General features: G+C 58.9%; 16 protein-coding genes. 13 read left to right on the top strand and 3 right to left on the bottom strand.

What is annotated here, in order from left to right:
- Nucleotides 1-250 precede the first annotated feature (250 nt).
- The 8 genes from AB5Z02_RS10695 to AB5Z02_RS10730 all read left to right on the top strand — a co-directional run bounded on the left by AB5Z02_RS10695 (nt 251) and on the right by AB5Z02_RS10730 (nt 7,949).
- Complete coding sequence (locus tag AB5Z02_RS10695; RefSeq protein WP_368215984.1) at nt 251-1,153, top strand: cation diffusion facilitator family transporter; 903 nt, start codon at nt 251-253, stop codon at nt 1,151-1,153.
- A 146-nt stretch (nt 1,154-1,299) separates the two neighbouring features.
- Entirely contained in the window at nt 1,300-1,584 is a 285-nt protein-coding gene (gene yjbD / locus AB5Z02_RS10700; RefSeq protein WP_005340165.1) for a DUF3811 domain-containing protein, read from the top strand.
- Nucleotides 1,585-2,178: 594 nt separating this feature from the next.
- Nucleotides 2,179-2,391, top strand: a complete 213-nt coding sequence (gene cspA, locus AB5Z02_RS10705) for an RNA chaperone/antiterminator CspA (RefSeq protein ID WP_005316548.1) — start codon at nt 2,179-2,181, stop codon at nt 2,389-2,391.
- A 306-nt stretch (nt 2,392-2,697) separates the two neighbouring features.
- Complete coding sequence (locus tag AB5Z02_RS10710; RefSeq protein WP_201995368.1) at nt 2,698-4,056, top strand: NCS2 family permease; 1,359 nt, start codon at nt 2,698-2,700, stop codon at nt 4,054-4,056.
- Nucleotides 4,057-4,294: 238 nt separating this feature from the next.
- Entirely contained in the window at nt 4,295-5,365 is a 1,071-nt protein-coding gene (gene dhaK, locus AB5Z02_RS10715) for a dihydroxyacetone kinase subunit DhaK (protein ID WP_005340163.1), read from the top strand.
- Nucleotides 5,366-5,380: 15 nt separating this feature from the next.
- Nucleotides 5,381-6,010: a dihydroxyacetone kinase subunit DhaL gene (gene dhaL, locus AB5Z02_RS10720; RefSeq protein ID WP_005341571.1), complete on the top strand. Its 630-nt coding sequence runs from the start codon at nt 5,381-5,383 to the stop codon at nt 6,008-6,010.
- A gap of 1 nt (nt 6,011) precedes the next feature.
- Nucleotides 6,012-6,728, top strand: a complete 717-nt coding sequence (dhaM, locus tag AB5Z02_RS10725) for a dihydroxyacetone kinase phosphoryl donor subunit DhaM (RefSeq protein ID WP_368215985.1) — start codon at nt 6,012-6,014, stop codon at nt 6,726-6,728.
- Nucleotides 6,729-6,866: 138 nt separating this feature from the next.
- Nucleotides 6,867-7,949: a glycerol dehydrogenase gene (locus AB5Z02_RS10730; protein ID WP_368215986.1), complete on the top strand. Its 1,083-nt coding sequence runs from the start codon at nt 6,867-6,869 to the stop codon at nt 7,947-7,949.
- 90 nt (nt 7,950-8,039) lie between these two features.
- Here the strand turns inward: AB5Z02_RS10730 and dhaR are convergent, their stop codons facing one another.
- Nucleotides 8,040-9,941, bottom strand: a complete 1,902-nt coding sequence (gene dhaR, locus AB5Z02_RS10735; RefSeq protein WP_368215987.1) for a dihydroxyacetone kinase operon transcriptional regulator DhaR — start codon at nt 9,939-9,941, stop codon at nt 8,040-8,042.
- Between the two features lie 442 nt (nt 9,942-10,383).
- Between dhaR and AB5Z02_RS10740 the strand changes: the two genes are divergently transcribed.
- The 3 genes from AB5Z02_RS10740 (at nt 10,384) to AB5Z02_RS10750 (ending at nt 11,686) form a co-directional block, all read left to right on the top strand.
- Nucleotides 10,384-10,794 (top strand): hypothetical protein, encoded by a 411-nt coding sequence (locus AB5Z02_RS10740; RefSeq protein ID WP_323928172.1) that lies wholly within the window; start codon nt 10,384-10,386, stop codon nt 10,792-10,794.
- A gap of 90 nt (nt 10,795-10,884) precedes the next feature.
- Nucleotides 10,885-11,322 (top strand): hypothetical protein, encoded by a 438-nt coding sequence (locus tag AB5Z02_RS10745; protein ID WP_203512333.1) that lies wholly within the window; start codon nt 10,885-10,887, stop codon nt 11,320-11,322.
- Nucleotides 11,315-11,686, top strand: a complete 372-nt coding sequence (locus AB5Z02_RS10750) for a hypothetical protein (protein WP_323928441.1) — start codon at nt 11,315-11,317, stop codon at nt 11,684-11,686. Before AB5Z02_RS10745 ends, AB5Z02_RS10750 begins: the two co-directional genes overlap by 8 nt.
- A 340-nt stretch (nt 11,687-12,026) precedes the next feature.
- On the opposite strand, the gene ydiK is transcribed toward AB5Z02_RS10750, so the two are convergent.
- Nucleotides 12,027-13,112, bottom strand: coding sequence for an AI-2E family transporter YdiK (ydiK, locus tag AB5Z02_RS10755; RefSeq protein ID WP_058059023.1), 1,086 nt, complete (start codon nt 13,110-13,112; stop codon nt 12,027-12,029).
- Complete coding sequence (locus AB5Z02_RS10760) at nt 13,109-14,497, bottom strand: phosphatase PAP2 family protein (RefSeq protein ID WP_368215988.1); 1,389 nt, start codon at nt 14,495-14,497, stop codon at nt 13,109-13,111. Before AB5Z02_RS10760 ends, ydiK begins: the two co-directional genes overlap by 4 nt.
- A 185-nt stretch (nt 14,498-14,682) precedes the next feature.
- On the opposite strand from AB5Z02_RS10760, the gene AB5Z02_RS10765 reads away from it, so the two are divergent.
- Both AB5Z02_RS10765 and hslR read left to right on the top strand, forming a co-directional pair.
- Nucleotides 14,683-15,063 carry a hypothetical protein gene (locus AB5Z02_RS10765; protein ID WP_005340143.1) on the top strand — a complete coding sequence of 127 codons (381 nt, stop codon included), beginning with the start codon at nt 14,683-14,685 and terminating at the stop codon, nt 15,061-15,063.
- A gap of 256 nt (nt 15,064-15,319) precedes the next feature.
- Nucleotides 15,320-15,718, top strand: a complete 399-nt coding sequence (gene hslR / locus AB5Z02_RS10770) for a ribosome-associated heat shock protein Hsp15 (RefSeq protein WP_199427846.1) — start codon at nt 15,320-15,322, stop codon at nt 15,716-15,718.
- Nucleotides 15,719-15,763: the final 45 nt, after the last annotated feature.

A 15,763-nucleotide genomic window follows, 5' to 3' on the forward strand; every position in this document is an offset into this window, starting at 1 on the left:
AGACCAAAAAAGAGTAATTCGCATTATTAAATGTTGTCACGCTTATATTAATCCATCGTAGGCTAGATATTTTCACGGATAAATATAAATCCCTCTCATTATTTATTGCCGTTCAAGAGGCCACCATTTTAATAAGCATTCGCAATATCACCGGAAACATCAGGTTACAACACCGAATAGGTTATTTCCGGTCAGCCGGATATAATGCGCGCCGCACCAAAATATCCGTTTTTATTCAGGAAGCTGTGACATGAACAGAAAAACCAGAGCCGCCATGGTGTCGGTCTGCTCCAATATCAGTCTGATCATCATGAAAATGGTGACCGGTTTCGCCAGCGGCTCGGTCAGTATCATCTCGGAGGCGATCCACTCCGCCATGGATCTGGTGGCGGCCCTGATCGCCCTGTTCGCGGTGAAAAAGTCCGATCTCCCGCCCGATGAACGGCACCCCTATGGTCACGACAAGATTGAAAATGTCTCCGGCGTCATCGAAGCACTGCTTATCTTGCTGGCCGCGGGCTGGATCATCTTCGAAGCCGTCAACAAGCTGATCACCCCCAGCCCGATTGAAAGCATTGGCTGGGGCGTGCTGGTGATGGTGATCTCGGCGCTGGTCAACAGCGGTGTCTCGGCCTACCTCTACAAGGTGGCCCGAGAGGAGGAGTCGGTCGCGCTGGCTGCCGATGCGCTTCATCTCAAGGCGGATGTGCTCACTTCAGCCGGAGTCGCCGTCGGTCTTGGCGGGATCTGGCTGGCCGGTCTGTTCGGCCATTCACTCGCCATCCTCGACCCACTGGTCGCCATTGCGGTCGCCATCTTTATTGTCAGAGAGGCCATCAGCATGCTCAACGAGGCCTTCCAGCCGCTGATCGACCAGAGTATGAGCCCGGAAGAGCTGGCGATGACCAGCCGCATCATCACCGAATGCTGCCCTGCCGCCAGCGGTTTTCACGATCTGCGCAGCCGTCGTGCCGGTCGTCGTCGCCATATCGACTTCCACCTCACCCTGCCCCCGGAGATGAGCATCGGCGAAGCCCACGATATCTGTGATCGCATCGAACACGCCATCATGGCACAGCTGCCCCACGCCATCGTGCTGATCCACGTCGAGCCGGAGGAGCAAGAGCTGCCCTCACCGCTCGCCATAAATTGAAATGTGGCAAACAGGCGGGAAAGTGGCAGCGAAATAACGGAAAGTTGGCACAAACCCGCATTTTTACTGCCGGAAAGCCGATTGCATAAGAAGTGATCGGCACAACTGTGTTAGGGTGTCTAACCACCCTGCCGCAGGAGCGCGCCGTGAAAAAGCTGGAAATGAAAGATCTGACCGAGGCCGAAAAAGCCGAGATAGCCTTGTTATTGCAAAAGGCACAAGCCAATGCAGACCACCAGCTGACCAACGGAGAGCGGAACAAGATCCGCGAAGAGGGTCGCCTGAAAATTGTGGCCGACCGCGCCGAAGCGGCCAAGGCTGCCTCCAAGCTGGCTCGCGAGAAAGCCAAAGAGCGTGCCAAGAACCAGGTACTGCCGGAAACCTTCAGCTGGATTGATTCGGTCAGCAACAAGTTTCGCAGCAAGCGCTGAGCCCTTCTTGCAAAACGCCCGCTGGCACTTGTGCCTGCGGGCGTTTGCATGTCTGGGCGATGCTCGATGAGCCAGATTTGGCGCTGCCATTGTTTTGCCGCTCAGAAGCTAATCGCAGCAGCAAAGAAGTGATTTACATTGTGAGTTAGAGAGAACGCCAACTGACAATCCCCATCTATCGCCACCTTTTCATTTTTTCTCATATTTTTTGCCAGAACTGGCTACATAGTCAGGACAAAAAAGCCGAATCCGGCTTGCAACAGGGTGATATGAGTCTGCACGGATTTTTCTATGCCGTTGAAATGCATCATGTTTACTATAAAAAATGATATTTTTGGTTGTTACAAAACATTAATATCGAGATAAAGTTTGCTTTAAAAATGAGAGCGTGTTTTAATCTTTCTCGATGGTTCGGCAGTTCAGACCTGATTATGTTAGGCAGTCATTTTAGTAAAGCAGTGATTAGCATAAGCGTTATCCTCGGATAATTCTTATCAAATAATTCTCCTTCTTTAGTGCTCCCCATACGTATTGCTGACGAAAAATCAAAAATTGCCATTTAGGTGGCATTCAACACTATTTAAGGAAATTATTATGTCTAACAAAATGACTGGTACCGTTAAGTTCTTCAACGCTGAGAAAGGTTTTGGTTTCATCTCCCCGGCTGACGGCAGCAAAGACGTGTTCGTACACTTCTCCGCTATCCAGTCCACCAGCTTCAAAACCCTGGACGAAGGTCAGCGCGTTGAGTTCACTATCGAGCAAGGCCAGAAAGGCCCGGCTGCTGCCAACGTAGTTGGTCTGTAATTCAAGCCGGAGCATGCTGCTGATGGCTTATGCCAACTGCTGACAGCTCTGCAAGAATTTAAAAAAACCCGCTTCGGCGGGTTTTTTGTTGTTCCCCGCTTTTTTCCTCACTGATCTCCCCTCCCCCGACCGCTTGATCCCTTCCTTACACGCTCTCACCGCTTGAGTCTTAGAATGAGCTCCGAATGGACTCAAAATGTAAAATAGTGACGAAAAAGTCCGGTTATCCGCTGTATTTGCCGCGAATTCTTGCTATTTTGCGCGCCACCAACGCAAACGATTTCCTTCACACTTTCAGGATTAGTTATGGCAAAGCAAGATATGGCCGCCCAAACAGGGACAGGCGGCTTTCTGGACTCTTATTTTTCCATTTCTGCGCGCGGCAGCAGCGTGCGTCAGGAGCTGGTCGCGGGGCTGACCACCTTCCTGGCGATGGTCTACAGCATCATAGTGGTGCCGAACATGCTGGGTGCTGCCGGCTTTGAGCAGGGCCCGGTGTTTGTGGCCACCTGTTTGATCGCCGCCTTCGGCTCCCTGCTGATGGGCCTGTGGGCCAAGCTGCCGATGGCTATCGGTTGCGCCATCTCCCTCACCGCCTTTACCGCCTTCAGTCTGGTGCTGGGTCAGGGACTGAGCATTCCGGTCGCTCTGGGCGCCATCTTCCTGATGGGTGTGCTGTTTACCCTGATCAGTGTCACCGGCGTGCGCCAGTGGATCCTGGATAACCTCCCCTCCGGCATCGCTCACGGCACCGGCATCGGTATCGGTCTGTTCCTGCTGCTGATCGCCACCAACGGCGTCGGCATGGTGATCAAGAACGAAGGGGCCGGTCTGCCGGTGCAGCTGGGTGAAGTGACCGCTTTCCCGGTCATCATGACGGTGCTGGGTCTGGCCGCCATCTTCGGTCTGGAGCGTCGCAAGGTGCCGGGCGGAATCCTGATGGTGATTATCGCCATCTCCATCCTCGGCCTTATCTTCGATCCGAAAGTGACCTGGCAGGGCTTCTTCGCCATGCCAAGCCTGACTGGAGAGAAGGGCTCTCTGGTAGGCAGCATGGACCTGCTGGGCGCCCTCAATCCGGTGGTGATTCCGACCGTACTGGCGCTGGTGATGACTGCTGTGTTTGACGCTACCGGCACCATCCGTGCCGTGGCCGGACAGGCGGGTCTCATCAACGAACGTGGCCACATCATCAGCGGCGGCAAAGCCCTGACTGCCGACTCCGTCAGCAGCATGGTGGCAGGCGTCGTTGGCGGTGCTCCGGCGGCCGTCTACATCGAATCTGCAGCAGGCACCGCAGCAGGTGGCAAGACCGGTCTGACCGCTGCGCTGGTCGGCGTGCTGTTCCTGCTGATGATATTCCTCTCCCCGCTGAGCTATCTGGTACCGGCTTACGCCACCGCACCAGCCCTGATGTACGTCGGTCTGCTGATGCTGGGCAACGTCACCAAGCTGGACTTCAGCGACTCGGTCGATGCGCTCTCCGGCATGCTGTGCGCCGTCTTCATCGTGCTCACCTGCAACATCGTGACCGGCATCATGCTGGGCTTCGTGGCGCTGGTCGTTGGCCGCATCTTCGCTGCCGAGTGGAAGAAGCTGAACGTCGGCACCGTCATCATCGCCCTGGCACTGGTGATCTTCTATGCCGGTGGCTGGGCCATCTAACCTGCCCGTATATTCCGGTTATAGCGAAGGGCCCTGCGGGGCCCTTTTTCATGGCTGTGAGGCCGCTAACAGTTTCCCGCCCGCTAGCCCTACGCCGTTTCAGATTGAAACATCCATCCCCCTTCTGCTGTTTCAAATCCGAACCAAATCGCCCGTCATTTTTATCCCTTTTTCTGTCGTTAGACTGGCTCCATCAACCATTTGCCCACCCGAGCGGTGGCAAGCCAAGGAGTGAGCCATGAAGAAACTGATCAATGCCGTCGATGCCGTGGTCCGTGAACAACTGATGGGGATGGCAGCCGCCCACCCCGAGCTCAAGGTACGTATCGAACCCCACTACATCACTCGCGCCGACTCCCCCGTGATGGGCAAGGTGGCGCTGGTCTCCGGCGGTGGCAGCGGCCACGAGCCGATGCACGGCGGTCTGGTGGGCAAAGGGATGCTGGATGGCGCCTGCCCCGGCGAGATCTTTACCTCCCCGACGCCGGATCAGATGTACGAGTGCGGTCAGGCCGTTGATGGCGGCGCGGGCGTGCTGTTTCTGGTGAAGAACTACACCGGCGACGTGCTCAACTTCGAAACCGCAGTCGAGCTGCTGCACGGCGACGGGGTCAAGGTAGGCTTCGCCCTGATCGATGACGACGTGGCGGTCAAAGACAGCCTCTACACTGCAGGTCGCCGTGGGGTTGCCACGACCGTGCTGTGCGAGAAGCTGGTCGGTGCCGCCGCCGAAGCAGGCTACGATCTGGCGCGCTGCGAGGCGCTGGCACGTCGCATCAACAACCAGAGCCGCACCATAGGCGTGGCCATGCATGCCTGCACCGTGCCTGCCGCTGGCAAGCCCTCCTTCACTCTGGCGGACAACGAGCTGGAGTTCGGCGTCGGTATCCACGGCGAGCCGGGCATCGAGCGCCGCCCCTTCACCGACCTCAATACCCTGGTGGACGACATGTTCAGCGAGCTTGCTGACAACACCCCCTATGGCCGCACACTGCGCCACTGGGATCGCACCAGCGGCAGCTGGCAGGAGGAGCACACCTTTATCGAACCGCTCAACAAGGGCGATCGGGTCATCGCGCTGGTCAACAGCCTGGGCGGTACCCCCATCTCCGAGCTCTATGGCGTCTATGGTCGCCTCGCCACACTGTGCGAGGAGGCGGGCATCCATCTGGTGCGCAACCTGATTGGCCCCTACTGCACCTCCCTCGACATGACCGGTATCTCCATCACCCTGCTCAAGGTGGATGATGAGCTGATGACCCTGTGGGATGCCCCCGTTCACACCCCCGCCCTGCGTCGCGGCTGCTAAGGAGTGCCGATAGCCATGCTAAGCAAACACCAAATCGTCAACTGGCTGCTCGACTGCGAACACATCTTTACCGAGCAGCGTGACTACCTCACCGCGCTGGATACCGATATCGGCGACGGCGACCATGGCCTCAACATGCAGCGCGGCTTCGCCAAGGTGGCCGAGAAGCTGCCGGCAGTAGCGGACAAGGATATCGGGCAGGTACTGAAAACCACCGGCATGACCCTGCTCTCCTCGGTCGGCGGTGCCAGCGGCCCGCTCTACGGCACCTTCTTTATCCGGGCCGCGGCCAGCAGCGATGCCTGCCAGAGCCTCAGTCTCAGCCAGCTGTGCAAAATGCTGAGCGACGGGGTGGAGGGGATCGTCTCCCGCGGCCGTGCCGAGCCGGGCGACAAGACCATGTGCGACGCCTGGTGGCCGGCACTGGCCGCCCTGCAACAGGCGCAGCAGCAAGAGCTGCCCCTCAACGAAGCGCTGGACAAGGCGGTGGCAGCCGCAGCAGCCGGTACCGAAGCGACCATCCAGATGCAGGCCCGCAAGGGGCGCGCCAGCTATCTTGGCGAGCGCAGCATCGGCCATCAGGATGCCGGGGCCACCTCGACCCTGCTGCTGCTGACCGCCCTGCGTGACAGAGCGAGGTTGTGACATGATCGGAATCGTAGTTGTCTCTCACAGCGCCATGTTGGCGGCCGGTTTGAAAGCGCTGGCCGACCAGCTCGGCAGCCCGGCCCGATTGCTGCTGGCGGCTGGGGTCGATGACCCCGACCACCCCATCGGCACCGATGCCATCGCCGTGATGAGTGCGATAGAAGAGGCGGATGACGGCAGCGGCGTGCTGGTGCTGATGGACTTGGGCAGCGCCCTCCTGAGCGCCGAGACCGCCCTCGAACTGCTGCCACCGGAGCTGAGCGCCCGGGTGCGGCTCTGCCCCGCCCCGCTGGTCGAGGGCACCCTGGCCGCCGTGGTGGCGGCCGGTTCCGGCATGACGCTGGATGAGGTAGCCGCCGAGGCACTCGGCGCGCTGGGCCCGAAACAGGCGATGCTGCCAACCAGCACTGCGCAGGCCGCCACCGAGACCGCCCCCGTTACCGACGACGGCTGGCTGCGCTGCGAGGTGGTGGTGGATAACCCCCACGGCCTGCATGTGCGCCCCGCCGCCCGACTGGTGGCCGCCCTCAAGCCCTTTGCCGCTGAACTCAAGCTGCAAAAGGGGGATAAAGAAGCCAACCCCCGCAGCCTGACCCGGCTCGCCATGCTCAACGTGCGTCAGGGCGACCAGCTCACCCTGCTGGCACGCGGCGAGGATGCCACCGCCGCACTGACCTGCTTCCAGCAGCTGGCCGACGAGCGTTTCGACGACTGACGCCACTGTTTCAAGGTGCTGCACTCGCTCGCAGAGCCTGTGCAGCACCATTCAAGACGAAGGAGTCCCCGGCACTGCCGCCCCTTCGCCCCTGTTAGTTTCAAAAGAAGTCTTATGAACTAGAGAGAGGGATAGAATATGGACCGCATTATCATCAGCCCCAGCAAATACGTGCAAGGCAACGGGGCCCTCGCCAATATCGGCAACTACGTCAAAGCGCTCGGCAGCAAGCCGCTTATTCTGGCCGACGCCTTCGTCACCAAGCTGGTGGGCGATACCGTGGCCACCAGCTTCCACGGCGCCGGTATCAAGCCCGAGTTCGACTGCTTCAACGGCGAATGCTCCCGCCCCGAGATCGACCGCCTGCTGGCCCGCTGCAACCAGACCCCGTTTGACGTCATCATCGGCATCGGCGGCGGCAAGACGCTGGATACCGCCAAGTCGGTCGCCTTCTACCAGAAGGTGCCGGTGGTCATAGTGCCGACCATCGCCTCCACCGATGCCCCCACCAGCGCGCTGGCGGTCATCTACACCCCGGAAGGGCAGTTCAGCGAATACCTGATGATCCCGACCAACCCCAACATGGTCATCATGGATACCGGTGTGGTCTCCCGCGCGCCGGTGCGGCTGCTGGTCTCCGGCATGGGGGATGCGCTCTCCACCTACTTCGAAGCGCGCGCCAACAAGGTCTCCGGTTGCCAGACCATGGCAGGTGGCGCCTCCACGCTGGCGGCGCAGGCCATCGCCGAGCTCTGCTACAAGACCCTGCTGGCCGATGGCTACAAGGCCAAGCTGTCGGTGGAGCAGGGGCTCTGCACCAAGGCGGTGGAGAACATCATCGAGGCCAACACCTACCTGAGCGGTATCGGCTTCGAGAGCAGCGGGCTGGCCGCCGCCCACGCCATCCACAACGGCCTGACCCAGCTGGCCGAGTGTCACCACCTCTACCACGGTGAGAAAGTGGCATTCGGTACCCTGGTGCAGCTGGTGCTGGAGAATGCGCCGATGGCGGAGATCGAAACCGTACTGGCCTTCTGCCGCTCGGTGGGCCTGCCGACCAACCTGCATATGATGGGGGTCAAGGAGCTGGATATGGCGCGCCTGATGGAGGTGGCCAAAGCCTCCACCGCCGAGGGCGAGACCATCCACAACATGCCATTCAAGGTCACTGCCGAGGATGTGCTGGCGGCCATCGTCACCGCCCACCAGCTGGGGCTGTAACCGCGCCAAAGCTAACCTTGCCATATAAAAACGGCCCCGCATCTGCGGGGCCTTGTCGTTTTCTGCGGGCCGGTTCGCGACGGCTCACCATCAGCAGTGATAGTCGGCGGGATCGATCTCGAGCAGCTTGAGCCGCCGCCAGAGGGTGGTGCGGCTGATACCCAGATGTTGGGCCATCTGGCTCACCTGCCCCTTGCAGGCGTGGGCGCAGCGCAAAATGGCTTGGCGCTCCAGCTCCGCCAGGGTGAGCAGCGGTTGCCCCACCACCTCGTCTGCCACCCGCTGATAGCCGTGACGAATGGCGGCAGGCAGCGCCTCCGGCGGGATCGGCCCCTGACCGGCATGAAGCAGCGCATGCTCGACGGCGCTGCGCAGCTCCCCCAGATTGCCGGGCCAGGGATAGGCGAGCAGACAATCGAGGGCCGCCGGACTGAACTGGCGCACCGGCTCGCGCCCCTGCGCCGCCAGCTGCTGGCTGATCAGGCCCGGCAGATCCGCCGTGCGCTCCCGCAATCCCGGCAGCCACAGCTCGCACGCCTGCAAGGCATAGAGCAGCTGGCGGCCAAACAACCCCTCCTGCACCAGCTGCTCCAGTGGGGCGCTGCTGGTGGCGATGATCCGCACCTTGAGCGGCAGGATGCGGGCCGAATCGAAGCGCTGGATGCGGCCGGTCTTGAGCAGTTGCAGCAGCGCCGCCTGCATGGGGGCAGAGAGGCACTCCACCTGCTCCAGCACCAGGGTGCCGCCGTGGGCCAGCTCGAACTTGCCCGCCCGCTCCTGCCCCGCCTCATCGGAACCCATCAGCTCCAGCGCCATCCGCTCGCTCGGCAGCGCCTTGCAGTTGAGGGTAATGAGCGGCCCGGCGGCCCGCTCGCTGCCAAAGTGGATCGCCTCCGCCAGCTGGGCCTTGCCTACCTCCTCCTCGCCGCGCAGCAGGATCGGCCCCTGACTCTGGGCCGCCTGCCGGGCGTAGCGCAGCAGCTTGCGCATGGCGCTCGACTCCCCCACCAGCGCCGACAGCTCGGGCACCGTCTGGCGCAGCTGGTGAATGGCCCGCAGCCGATCGACCGGGTGCAGCAGAGCGATAAAGCTGACCCCCTCCGGCCCCGGCAACGGCTTGAGGCTCACCAGCGCATTGATAAACTCCCCCTCCTGCGCGCCGAGCCGCTCCAGCGTCACCTCCACATGGCTGAGCGGCGTCTGCCCCCTGATGGCCAGCTGCAACCGCTGGGGCAACAGCAGATGCTGCTCCAGCGGCTGACCGAGACAGAGTGCGGGATCGAGCCGCAGCCGTTGTGCCGCCAGCGCGTTGAGGTAGCGCAGTCGGCCCTGCGGATCCCAGGCCAGCACGCCATCATCCATGCCGTCGAGCAGGGCGTAAAGTTCGCTCAGGTGGTGCTGGGACTCCTGCATCAGGGTCTCCATCTGCAGCAGATGGGCCAGCTCGCGCCCGGCGCTGACGGTGAGCGCCAGATCGCCGGCGCTCGCCTCCTCCACCTTGCAGATCAGAGCGATGATGGCGACCTGACGGCCATTGCTGTTGTAGACCGGGCTGGCGCAGCTGTGCCACGGGTGCAGGGTCTGGTTGAAGTGCTGGGGGCCGCTGACGCAGAGCGGCACTCCCTCCAGCGCCGCCAGATTGATGGCATTGGTGCCGATGCGCCCCTCGCTGAAAAAGGCGCCGGGGCCAAACCCCAGCGCCGCCAGCTCGCGCAAGGTGTCGGGATGGCCGGTCTGGGCCAGCAGGCAGCCGCTCTCGTCAGTGAGCAGCAGGGCGCAGGGGCGCCCCTCCATAAATTCGTAGAGATCCTCGAGGGCCATCTCGCCGGTGGTGAGCAGGTCGCGCTTGCGCTGGCGCAGGCTCTGCAAGGTCTGCCCCTTGGCGCTGTGAGGCGGATGCCAAAGGGTGGCACTGGTCTGGTGGGCGCAGCGCAGCCAGGATGCCTGCAGATAGTCAGGCCAAGCGAGCAGCGGCTGAAGGTCAGATGGCATGGTCACAGCAATATCCGGCAAGATGTGAGCCGACCATTTAACCACGCCAGCGCCCCCGATTCAGTGACCTGCCTCAGAGGGTGGCAAGCCCGTCCTCCTCCCGCTCGGCTTCACCCTCGGCAAATTGCTGGCCGAGGCACTCCTTCGATCTTTTGATATATAACCCCGCTCACACTACTGACTTGTTTATAAAAAGGAGGCTGGATGGCGCTTTCCATTGCCGCCCCAAAAGTGTATTTTTTGCCAAGCGGCAAAAGTAGAGCCAAAAGAGGATGTTGCTCGAGCGCGCCCAGCACTATAGGTGTGACGGTAACATTTTTCTTTAAAATGATTTTTTCGTGGAATCGATCATGGCGAACCGGAGTTATATGGAAGGCTCTATTAACGGATTAGTACCGCCTTCCATCTAATCACTGTTAGGCATAAACAATAGGAATTCAGCATGTCTCTTAAAGACACCGCAATCGTTGCAGCTAAGATCTACATCAATCCTATCGGCTACCTTGTCGAGAAAGTGGCGGAGTCAGCAGTTGACTCGACCAAAGACGACTCGAATAAAAAATCCATCGAGGAACTTCAGCTTTTTGCAAAAAGACAAGAATTGCAAATGCAAATGGCCGAGGCTCAGGCAAAAGTTGCGCAGGAGTTAGCCATAGCAAAACGAATTGAGATTGCTGAAGAGGTAGAGATCGAAGAGTTCTATGATCTGAATGGGGAAGGCAGTGTCGGGCTCAAGGCCGATGAAAAAGGAATTACAGCAGGAGCATCTGCTTCAGGACGCAGAGTTTCAAAGCGAATCTACAAATTTCGTGGCGTTAACACATCGCTTGTGACAACAAATGAGGATGCCTAACAAATCGGTCAAGAGGGACGCTCCGTCGGCAAGCCGGCTCCGCACCCCTTACCTCCAACGTTATAATTTGCATTAACATAGGAGATAGAATTGGATGATTTAGTAAAATGGATATCTTTGATTTCCAATATTGTTACGATTGGTGCATCTTCGATAGCTATATATTTGTTTTTTGCTAAGAAAGAAAGCTTCACGGCAGTTTTTAGGCTCTTAGTGAACTATACATACCAGTTGTCTCTGTCAGAGGTGAAAGAAAAGCTTGAAAAGTTGAACGAGTATAATGCGAAAGATGATAAAGAGAACGAAAAAATAGTTTATATTCTAAACGAGATAGTTGGTCAAATAAAAGGGAATGATAAGCTAAAAGCTCATTTCTCATCATCTTTATCAGATATTGATATGTATGCATTGGGCAAAAAGCAGTTATCTGAGCCCAAAAAACGTGCTCTAGTTAGTGAGTTGAGAGAACGTTTAAGGCATTTAAATGTAAAAAACATTGATCATTTAGTTGGGGATGGAAATGAGTAAAATTGTAACAGCGATTAATGTGATGATTTCAAATCCTGAATTAATCACTAATGTAGTTCAGGGAGATATGGATACTGAGTGTTTCTTCATATATGACAAGAAACATTCTTGGTCAATCATAGAAAACAAAGAGGGTAAATACTTTTTGCATTACTACCCTGGCAATCCAGACGTAAACTCTTTAGCTTCAATTCCGGGCGAACATTGGCATGAAGCTGATATCCATTCCGTCGTCTACACTAGTGAAGTCTTAGGTACTAAAGAAGCACTTGATTCATTGAAAGAGTTGAACTCAATAGTTAGAGAAAAGCTATATGGTATGGATGATGTATTAGACGATATCATCAATTCTGGCAAATTCTAACAAACGCTTCAAGAGGGATAGCCAACGCATGGCATTTTTATTATGCGTTGGTTTTTGTGATTACGGTATTATGCGGAAAGTTAGTAGCCCGTAGGTTCGATTAGCCGTAAGGCGTAATCGGACGTTCGCGTAAATTAATTCCCCGCGATAACGGCCATCCATATTTCCCCTCTGCCAGATGCCGCTGACTCATGGATACAACCGGGACGGCGGCATCTCGATCGTCCGATTACGCTTCGCTAATCGAACCTACATGGGATGGTAATAAACAACAGAGCCGCCCTTATGGGCGGCTCTTTGTATCAGCAATGGATGGCTGAATCGTCTTGTTACCGAATCATCACTCGGCCTTGGGCGCTTCAACCGCCGCAGTCGCCGGTTGGTCATCTTCCTTGATCCAGGCATCCAGCAGGGTATAACCCACCGCCAGCACCACCGGGCCAATAAAGAGACCGATGATCCCCATGGTCAGCAAGCCACCGATTACCCCCACCAGAATGAGGATGAGCGGCAGGTCGGCGCCACGCTTGATCAGGAAGGGGCGCAGGAAGTTGTCCATGGTGCCCGCAATCAGTGACCACACCAGCAGGAAGGTGCCCCAGGTGGTGTCGCCGCTCCAGTAGAGGTAGCCGATACAGGCCAGCAGCACCGGGAAGGGGCCGATCTGGGCGACGATCAACAGGAACATCACCACCACCAACACCATGGCGTAGGGGATACCGGCAATCAGCAGGCCGACACCGGCCACCGAGGATTGCACCAGCGCGGTCACCACCACCCCCATCGCCACGGCGCGGATCGCCTGTGAAGCGAGCACAGTGGCGTTGTCACCACGCTGACCCGCCAGCCGGTGGGCAAAGCGGCGAATGCCGGTCGCCACCACTTCACCCGAGTGATAGAGCACCCCGCAGATACCAACCGTCAGCAGGAAGTGGACGAACAGCAAGCCAAGATTACCGGCCTGAGAGGCCAACCAGCGGGCGGTCTGACCGAAATAGGGGGCCAGCTTGGCAAACAGCACCTGACCACCGCTCGCCAGAATTTGCTGCCAGAAGTCATAGAGCTTGTCGCCCACCAGCGGGATCTGTTGCAGCCAGAGCAGCTCCGGCGGCGGTGACTGGCTGATATGGGTACCCAGCTCGATCAGCATGGGCGCCTTCTCCGCCACATTGGCCAGCGTCATAAAGAGCGGGATGACGAACATCAGCAGCAGCACCAGCGTCATAAAGAGGGCCGCCAGGGTGCGCTTGCCCCACAACAGGCGCTGCACCATCAGCATCAGCGGCCAGGTGGCGATGGTGATCATGGTGGCCCACACCAGCGCAGGCAGGAAGGGCTGCAACACCAAGAAACAGGAGATAATCAGGATGCTGAGAAACAGCACCCCCAAGGTTATCTTGGCCAAATCCACTTTTTTCACATTCATAGAGTTCCCTTGTCAGAGCCGTTGCCCTTGGGTCGTGTGTCGCATTTCAAGAAAGAGAGTATCCACCAGAGGCCAGCGCTCAACCAGAGCCCCAGCCCGAAAAAGAGCACAAACTGACCAAGCAGGATAGTGAGCGAACTACTGGTCAACAGCGGCAATGCCCATGCGCCCGCCACCATCAGCAGCATGCCCGCCAGTACCACGGCGCCGGTCAGCCATGGGGAATAACCGTCACGCACCAGCGTGACCCTTCCCCCGAGCCAGAGGCCCAGCGCCGCCAGCCCGATCCCGGCCAGATGGGCCGACTGGCTCAGGCCAGCACAAACCAGTGCGGCGACGATCAGCAATCCCCAAGCAGATGAACGCTGATCCAGCCGCCAGTAGGGGCGAACAGCCAGCAGCAAGGCGCCAATCAGCAGGCCAACCGCCACATCGGAGATAAAGTGCACCCCGAGCCAGACCCGCGCCAGACCTGTGGTCAGCGCCAGCAGCAAGGCCAGCGAATAGGGCAGCCCGCGCCGGGCAGGCCAGAGCCAGCCAAGCAGCGTGCCCCAGAACAGCAGGGCCGAGGCGGTGTGGCCGCTCGGCATGCCAAAGCCTTGCGCGCTCTGGGTTGCCAGTTCAGGTTGCAGATGGAAGGGACGCGGCCAGCCAATCCCCTCCTTGCTCGCCTGCACCAGCAAGCCAAGCCAGAGCATGGTGAACAGCAGCTGGCGCAGCCGCGACCACACCAGCAGCGGGAGCAGCAAAGGTATCAGGGCAAGCTGAAAGCCGCCTGAACCAAACAGATTGCTGACCGACAGCCACCAGACATCGGGCCCCAGCCACTGTTGCAGCCGCATCATCAGCGGGATCTCGACCTGATGCAGCGCATTGCCCTGCGCCACAAAATCGACCTGCCAGTGCACCTCGCTCTCGGGCACCTGATCAAGCCGGGATTGCAGCCAGTCGAGCTGATCCGGGAAGCGGCGCTGCTCGCGGGGAAGCAGGTCGATGGCGATCAGCCTGGCATTGAGGATCTCTCCCCCCAGATTGGGGGCCTTCAGCAGCGAGACAAAATCGGAATCTTGCTGGGCGACGATGGGTTCCAGAGTGCGACAAGCGAAGATAACCGCCCGCTGCCAGCGGCCCAACTCCTGCACCACCTCCCCCCGCAAGCCGGTCTCCTCAAAGAGTTCGCGCAGCGCCGCCTGCTCGGGGCGCTCGTCGCCATCGATATAGCCACCGCTCAGGCTGTAGCGGGAGGAGATGCGATCCTGCACCAGCAGCAGTTGATCCTGATGGCGGATGGCGCAGGCCGCTGCCGTGGGGGCTGCCGATTCGGCACTCAGGGCTGGCAGAGCGGCAAACAGCGCCAGCAAGAGTAAAAAGAGGGTTCTCGACATCAATTTGCTTTCCCTATGCACAATGGCGACAAGCCTCCCAGAAATCAGATAGTTGGGCAACGGTAGCGGCCGGATCGCCGCCGTTCCCGCCGCGCTGGCGGTACACGGAAGATTGCGATGAAGCAGGGCACTCCCTACTATTGGCGGCTATCTTCAATTTCATGCAGCAAACGCTGGAGCCCTCCATGAGACAGTTCGGCTTTTTCCTCGGCATCGCCATCGGTGTCATTTTGATCCTCTTCGGCAGCATCGTCATCTTCCAGGCGCTCCCTGCCGCACTGGATGTACTGGAGATGCCAAGCCGCATCCCGTTCGTGCGCGAGGTCTACACTTGGCTGATGACCAGCGCCAACGGCCTGACCGCCCAGCTGGAGCAGAATTTCCTGGAAGCCTTCCAGACCGTGCTCAAGCTGATCCTGCTCATCACCTTCATGTGGGTCTGCGTCAAGCTGGTCAACATGGGGGTGCTGATTATCCGTGCCGGGGTTGATCTCATCCGTACCGCCATCGCCCACAGCGAAGGCCCCCACGACCAGAAGAAGCCGGATCAGCACGATCACTTCTGACTCTGACATGGTCAACGGATTTGAACGCTGCCGCCCCCAACCGGGGCGGCAGCTTTATATGCGCGGTATGAAGGCCCCTCCCTGCCCCCATTAGTACCCGATAAAGCAGCGGCTTTCCCTTGTGAATCAGCAAACTGCCCATATGTTGCATCACCTTGACATGGTTTGCGCCCCGCGCAGCGGCTGCCCGGTTTCTATCCCGACCCCGTGCTCTGGTATAATCGACCACCTCTTTTCCCCGTTATGGAGCCTGTTCATGCCCAATCATGCAGAAAGTGCCCTCGAGGTTCGTCTCGACAAGTGGCTGTGGGCGGCCCGTTTCTACAAGACCCGCTCCGTGGCGCGGGATCAGATTGACGGCGGCAAGGTGCACTACAATGGTCAGCGCAGCAAACCGGGCAAACAGGTGGAAGTGGGTGCGCTGATCCGCTTCTGGCAGGGGCAGGATGAGCGGGAAGTGCGGGTGCTGGCCATCAGCGATCAGCGCAAATCGGCCCCGCTCGCCCAGCAGCTCTATGAAGAGACCGCCGAAAGCCTGAAAAAGCGGGCCGAGAACAGCGAGGCACGCCGCTTCAACAGCCAGTTTGCCCCCAGCCCCGAGCGCCGCCCCGACAAGCAGGAGCGACGCCAGTTGCTCAAGGTCAAACAGTACTGACCGACCCCGATTTGATACCGGGCTGGCATCAACCCCAGCCCGCCC

Origin of the sequence: Aeromonas sp. R2-3, from assembly GCF_040908375.1 — a bacterium.
GTDB classification, from domain to species: domain Bacteria; phylum Pseudomonadota; class Gammaproteobacteria; order Enterobacterales; family Aeromonadaceae; genus Aeromonas; species Aeromonas veronii.

Excerpts from the sequence above, each read along its gene's own strand:
- AB5Z02_RS10695 (WP_368215984.1), top strand. The coding sequence starts at position 251 with ATGAACAGAAAAACCAGAGCCGCCATGGTGTCGGTCTGCTCCAATATC.
- cspA (WP_005316548.1), top strand. The coding sequence starts at position 2,179 with ATGTCTAACAAAATGACTGGTACCGTTAAGTTCTTCAACGCTGAGAAA.
- AB5Z02_RS10710 (WP_201995368.1), top strand. The coding sequence starts at position 2,698 with ATGGCAAAGCAAGATATGGCCGCCCAAACAGGGACAGGCGGCTTTCTG.
- dhaK (WP_005340163.1), top strand. The coding sequence starts at position 4,295 with ATGAAGAAACTGATCAATGCCGTCGATGCCGTGGTCCGTGAACAACTG.
- dhaL (WP_005341571.1), top strand. The coding sequence starts at position 5,381 with ATGCTAAGCAAACACCAAATCGTCAACTGGCTGCTCGACTGCGAACAC.
- dhaM (WP_368215985.1), top strand. The coding sequence starts at position 6,012 with ATGATCGGAATCGTAGTTGTCTCTCACAGCGCCATGTTGGCGGCCGGT.
- AB5Z02_RS10730 (WP_368215986.1), top strand. The coding sequence starts at position 6,867 with ATGGACCGCATTATCATCAGCCCCAGCAAATACGTGCAAGGCAACGGG.
- dhaR (WP_368215987.1), bottom strand. The coding sequence starts at position 9,941 with ATGCCATCTGACCTTCAGCCGCTGCTCGCTTGGCCTGACTATCTGCAG.
- AB5Z02_RS10740 (WP_323928172.1), top strand. The coding sequence starts at position 10,384 with ATGTCTCTTAAAGACACCGCAATCGTTGCAGCTAAGATCTACATCAAT.
- AB5Z02_RS10750 (WP_323928441.1), top strand. The coding sequence starts at position 11,315 with ATGAGTAAAATTGTAACAGCGATTAATGTGATGATTTCAAATCCTGAA.
- ydiK (WP_058059023.1), bottom strand. The coding sequence starts at position 13,112 with ATGAATGTGAAAAAAGTGGATTTGGCCAAGATAACCTTGGGGGTGCTG.
- AB5Z02_RS10760 (WP_368215988.1), bottom strand. The coding sequence starts at position 14,497 with ATGTCGAGAACCCTCTTTTTACTCTTGCTGGCGCTGTTTGCCGCTCTG.
- AB5Z02_RS10765 (WP_005340143.1), top strand. The coding sequence starts at position 14,683 with ATGAGACAGTTCGGCTTTTTCCTCGGCATCGCCATCGGTGTCATTTTG.
- hslR (WP_199427846.1), top strand. The coding sequence starts at position 15,320 with ATGCCCAATCATGCAGAAAGTGCCCTCGAGGTTCGTCTCGACAAGTGG.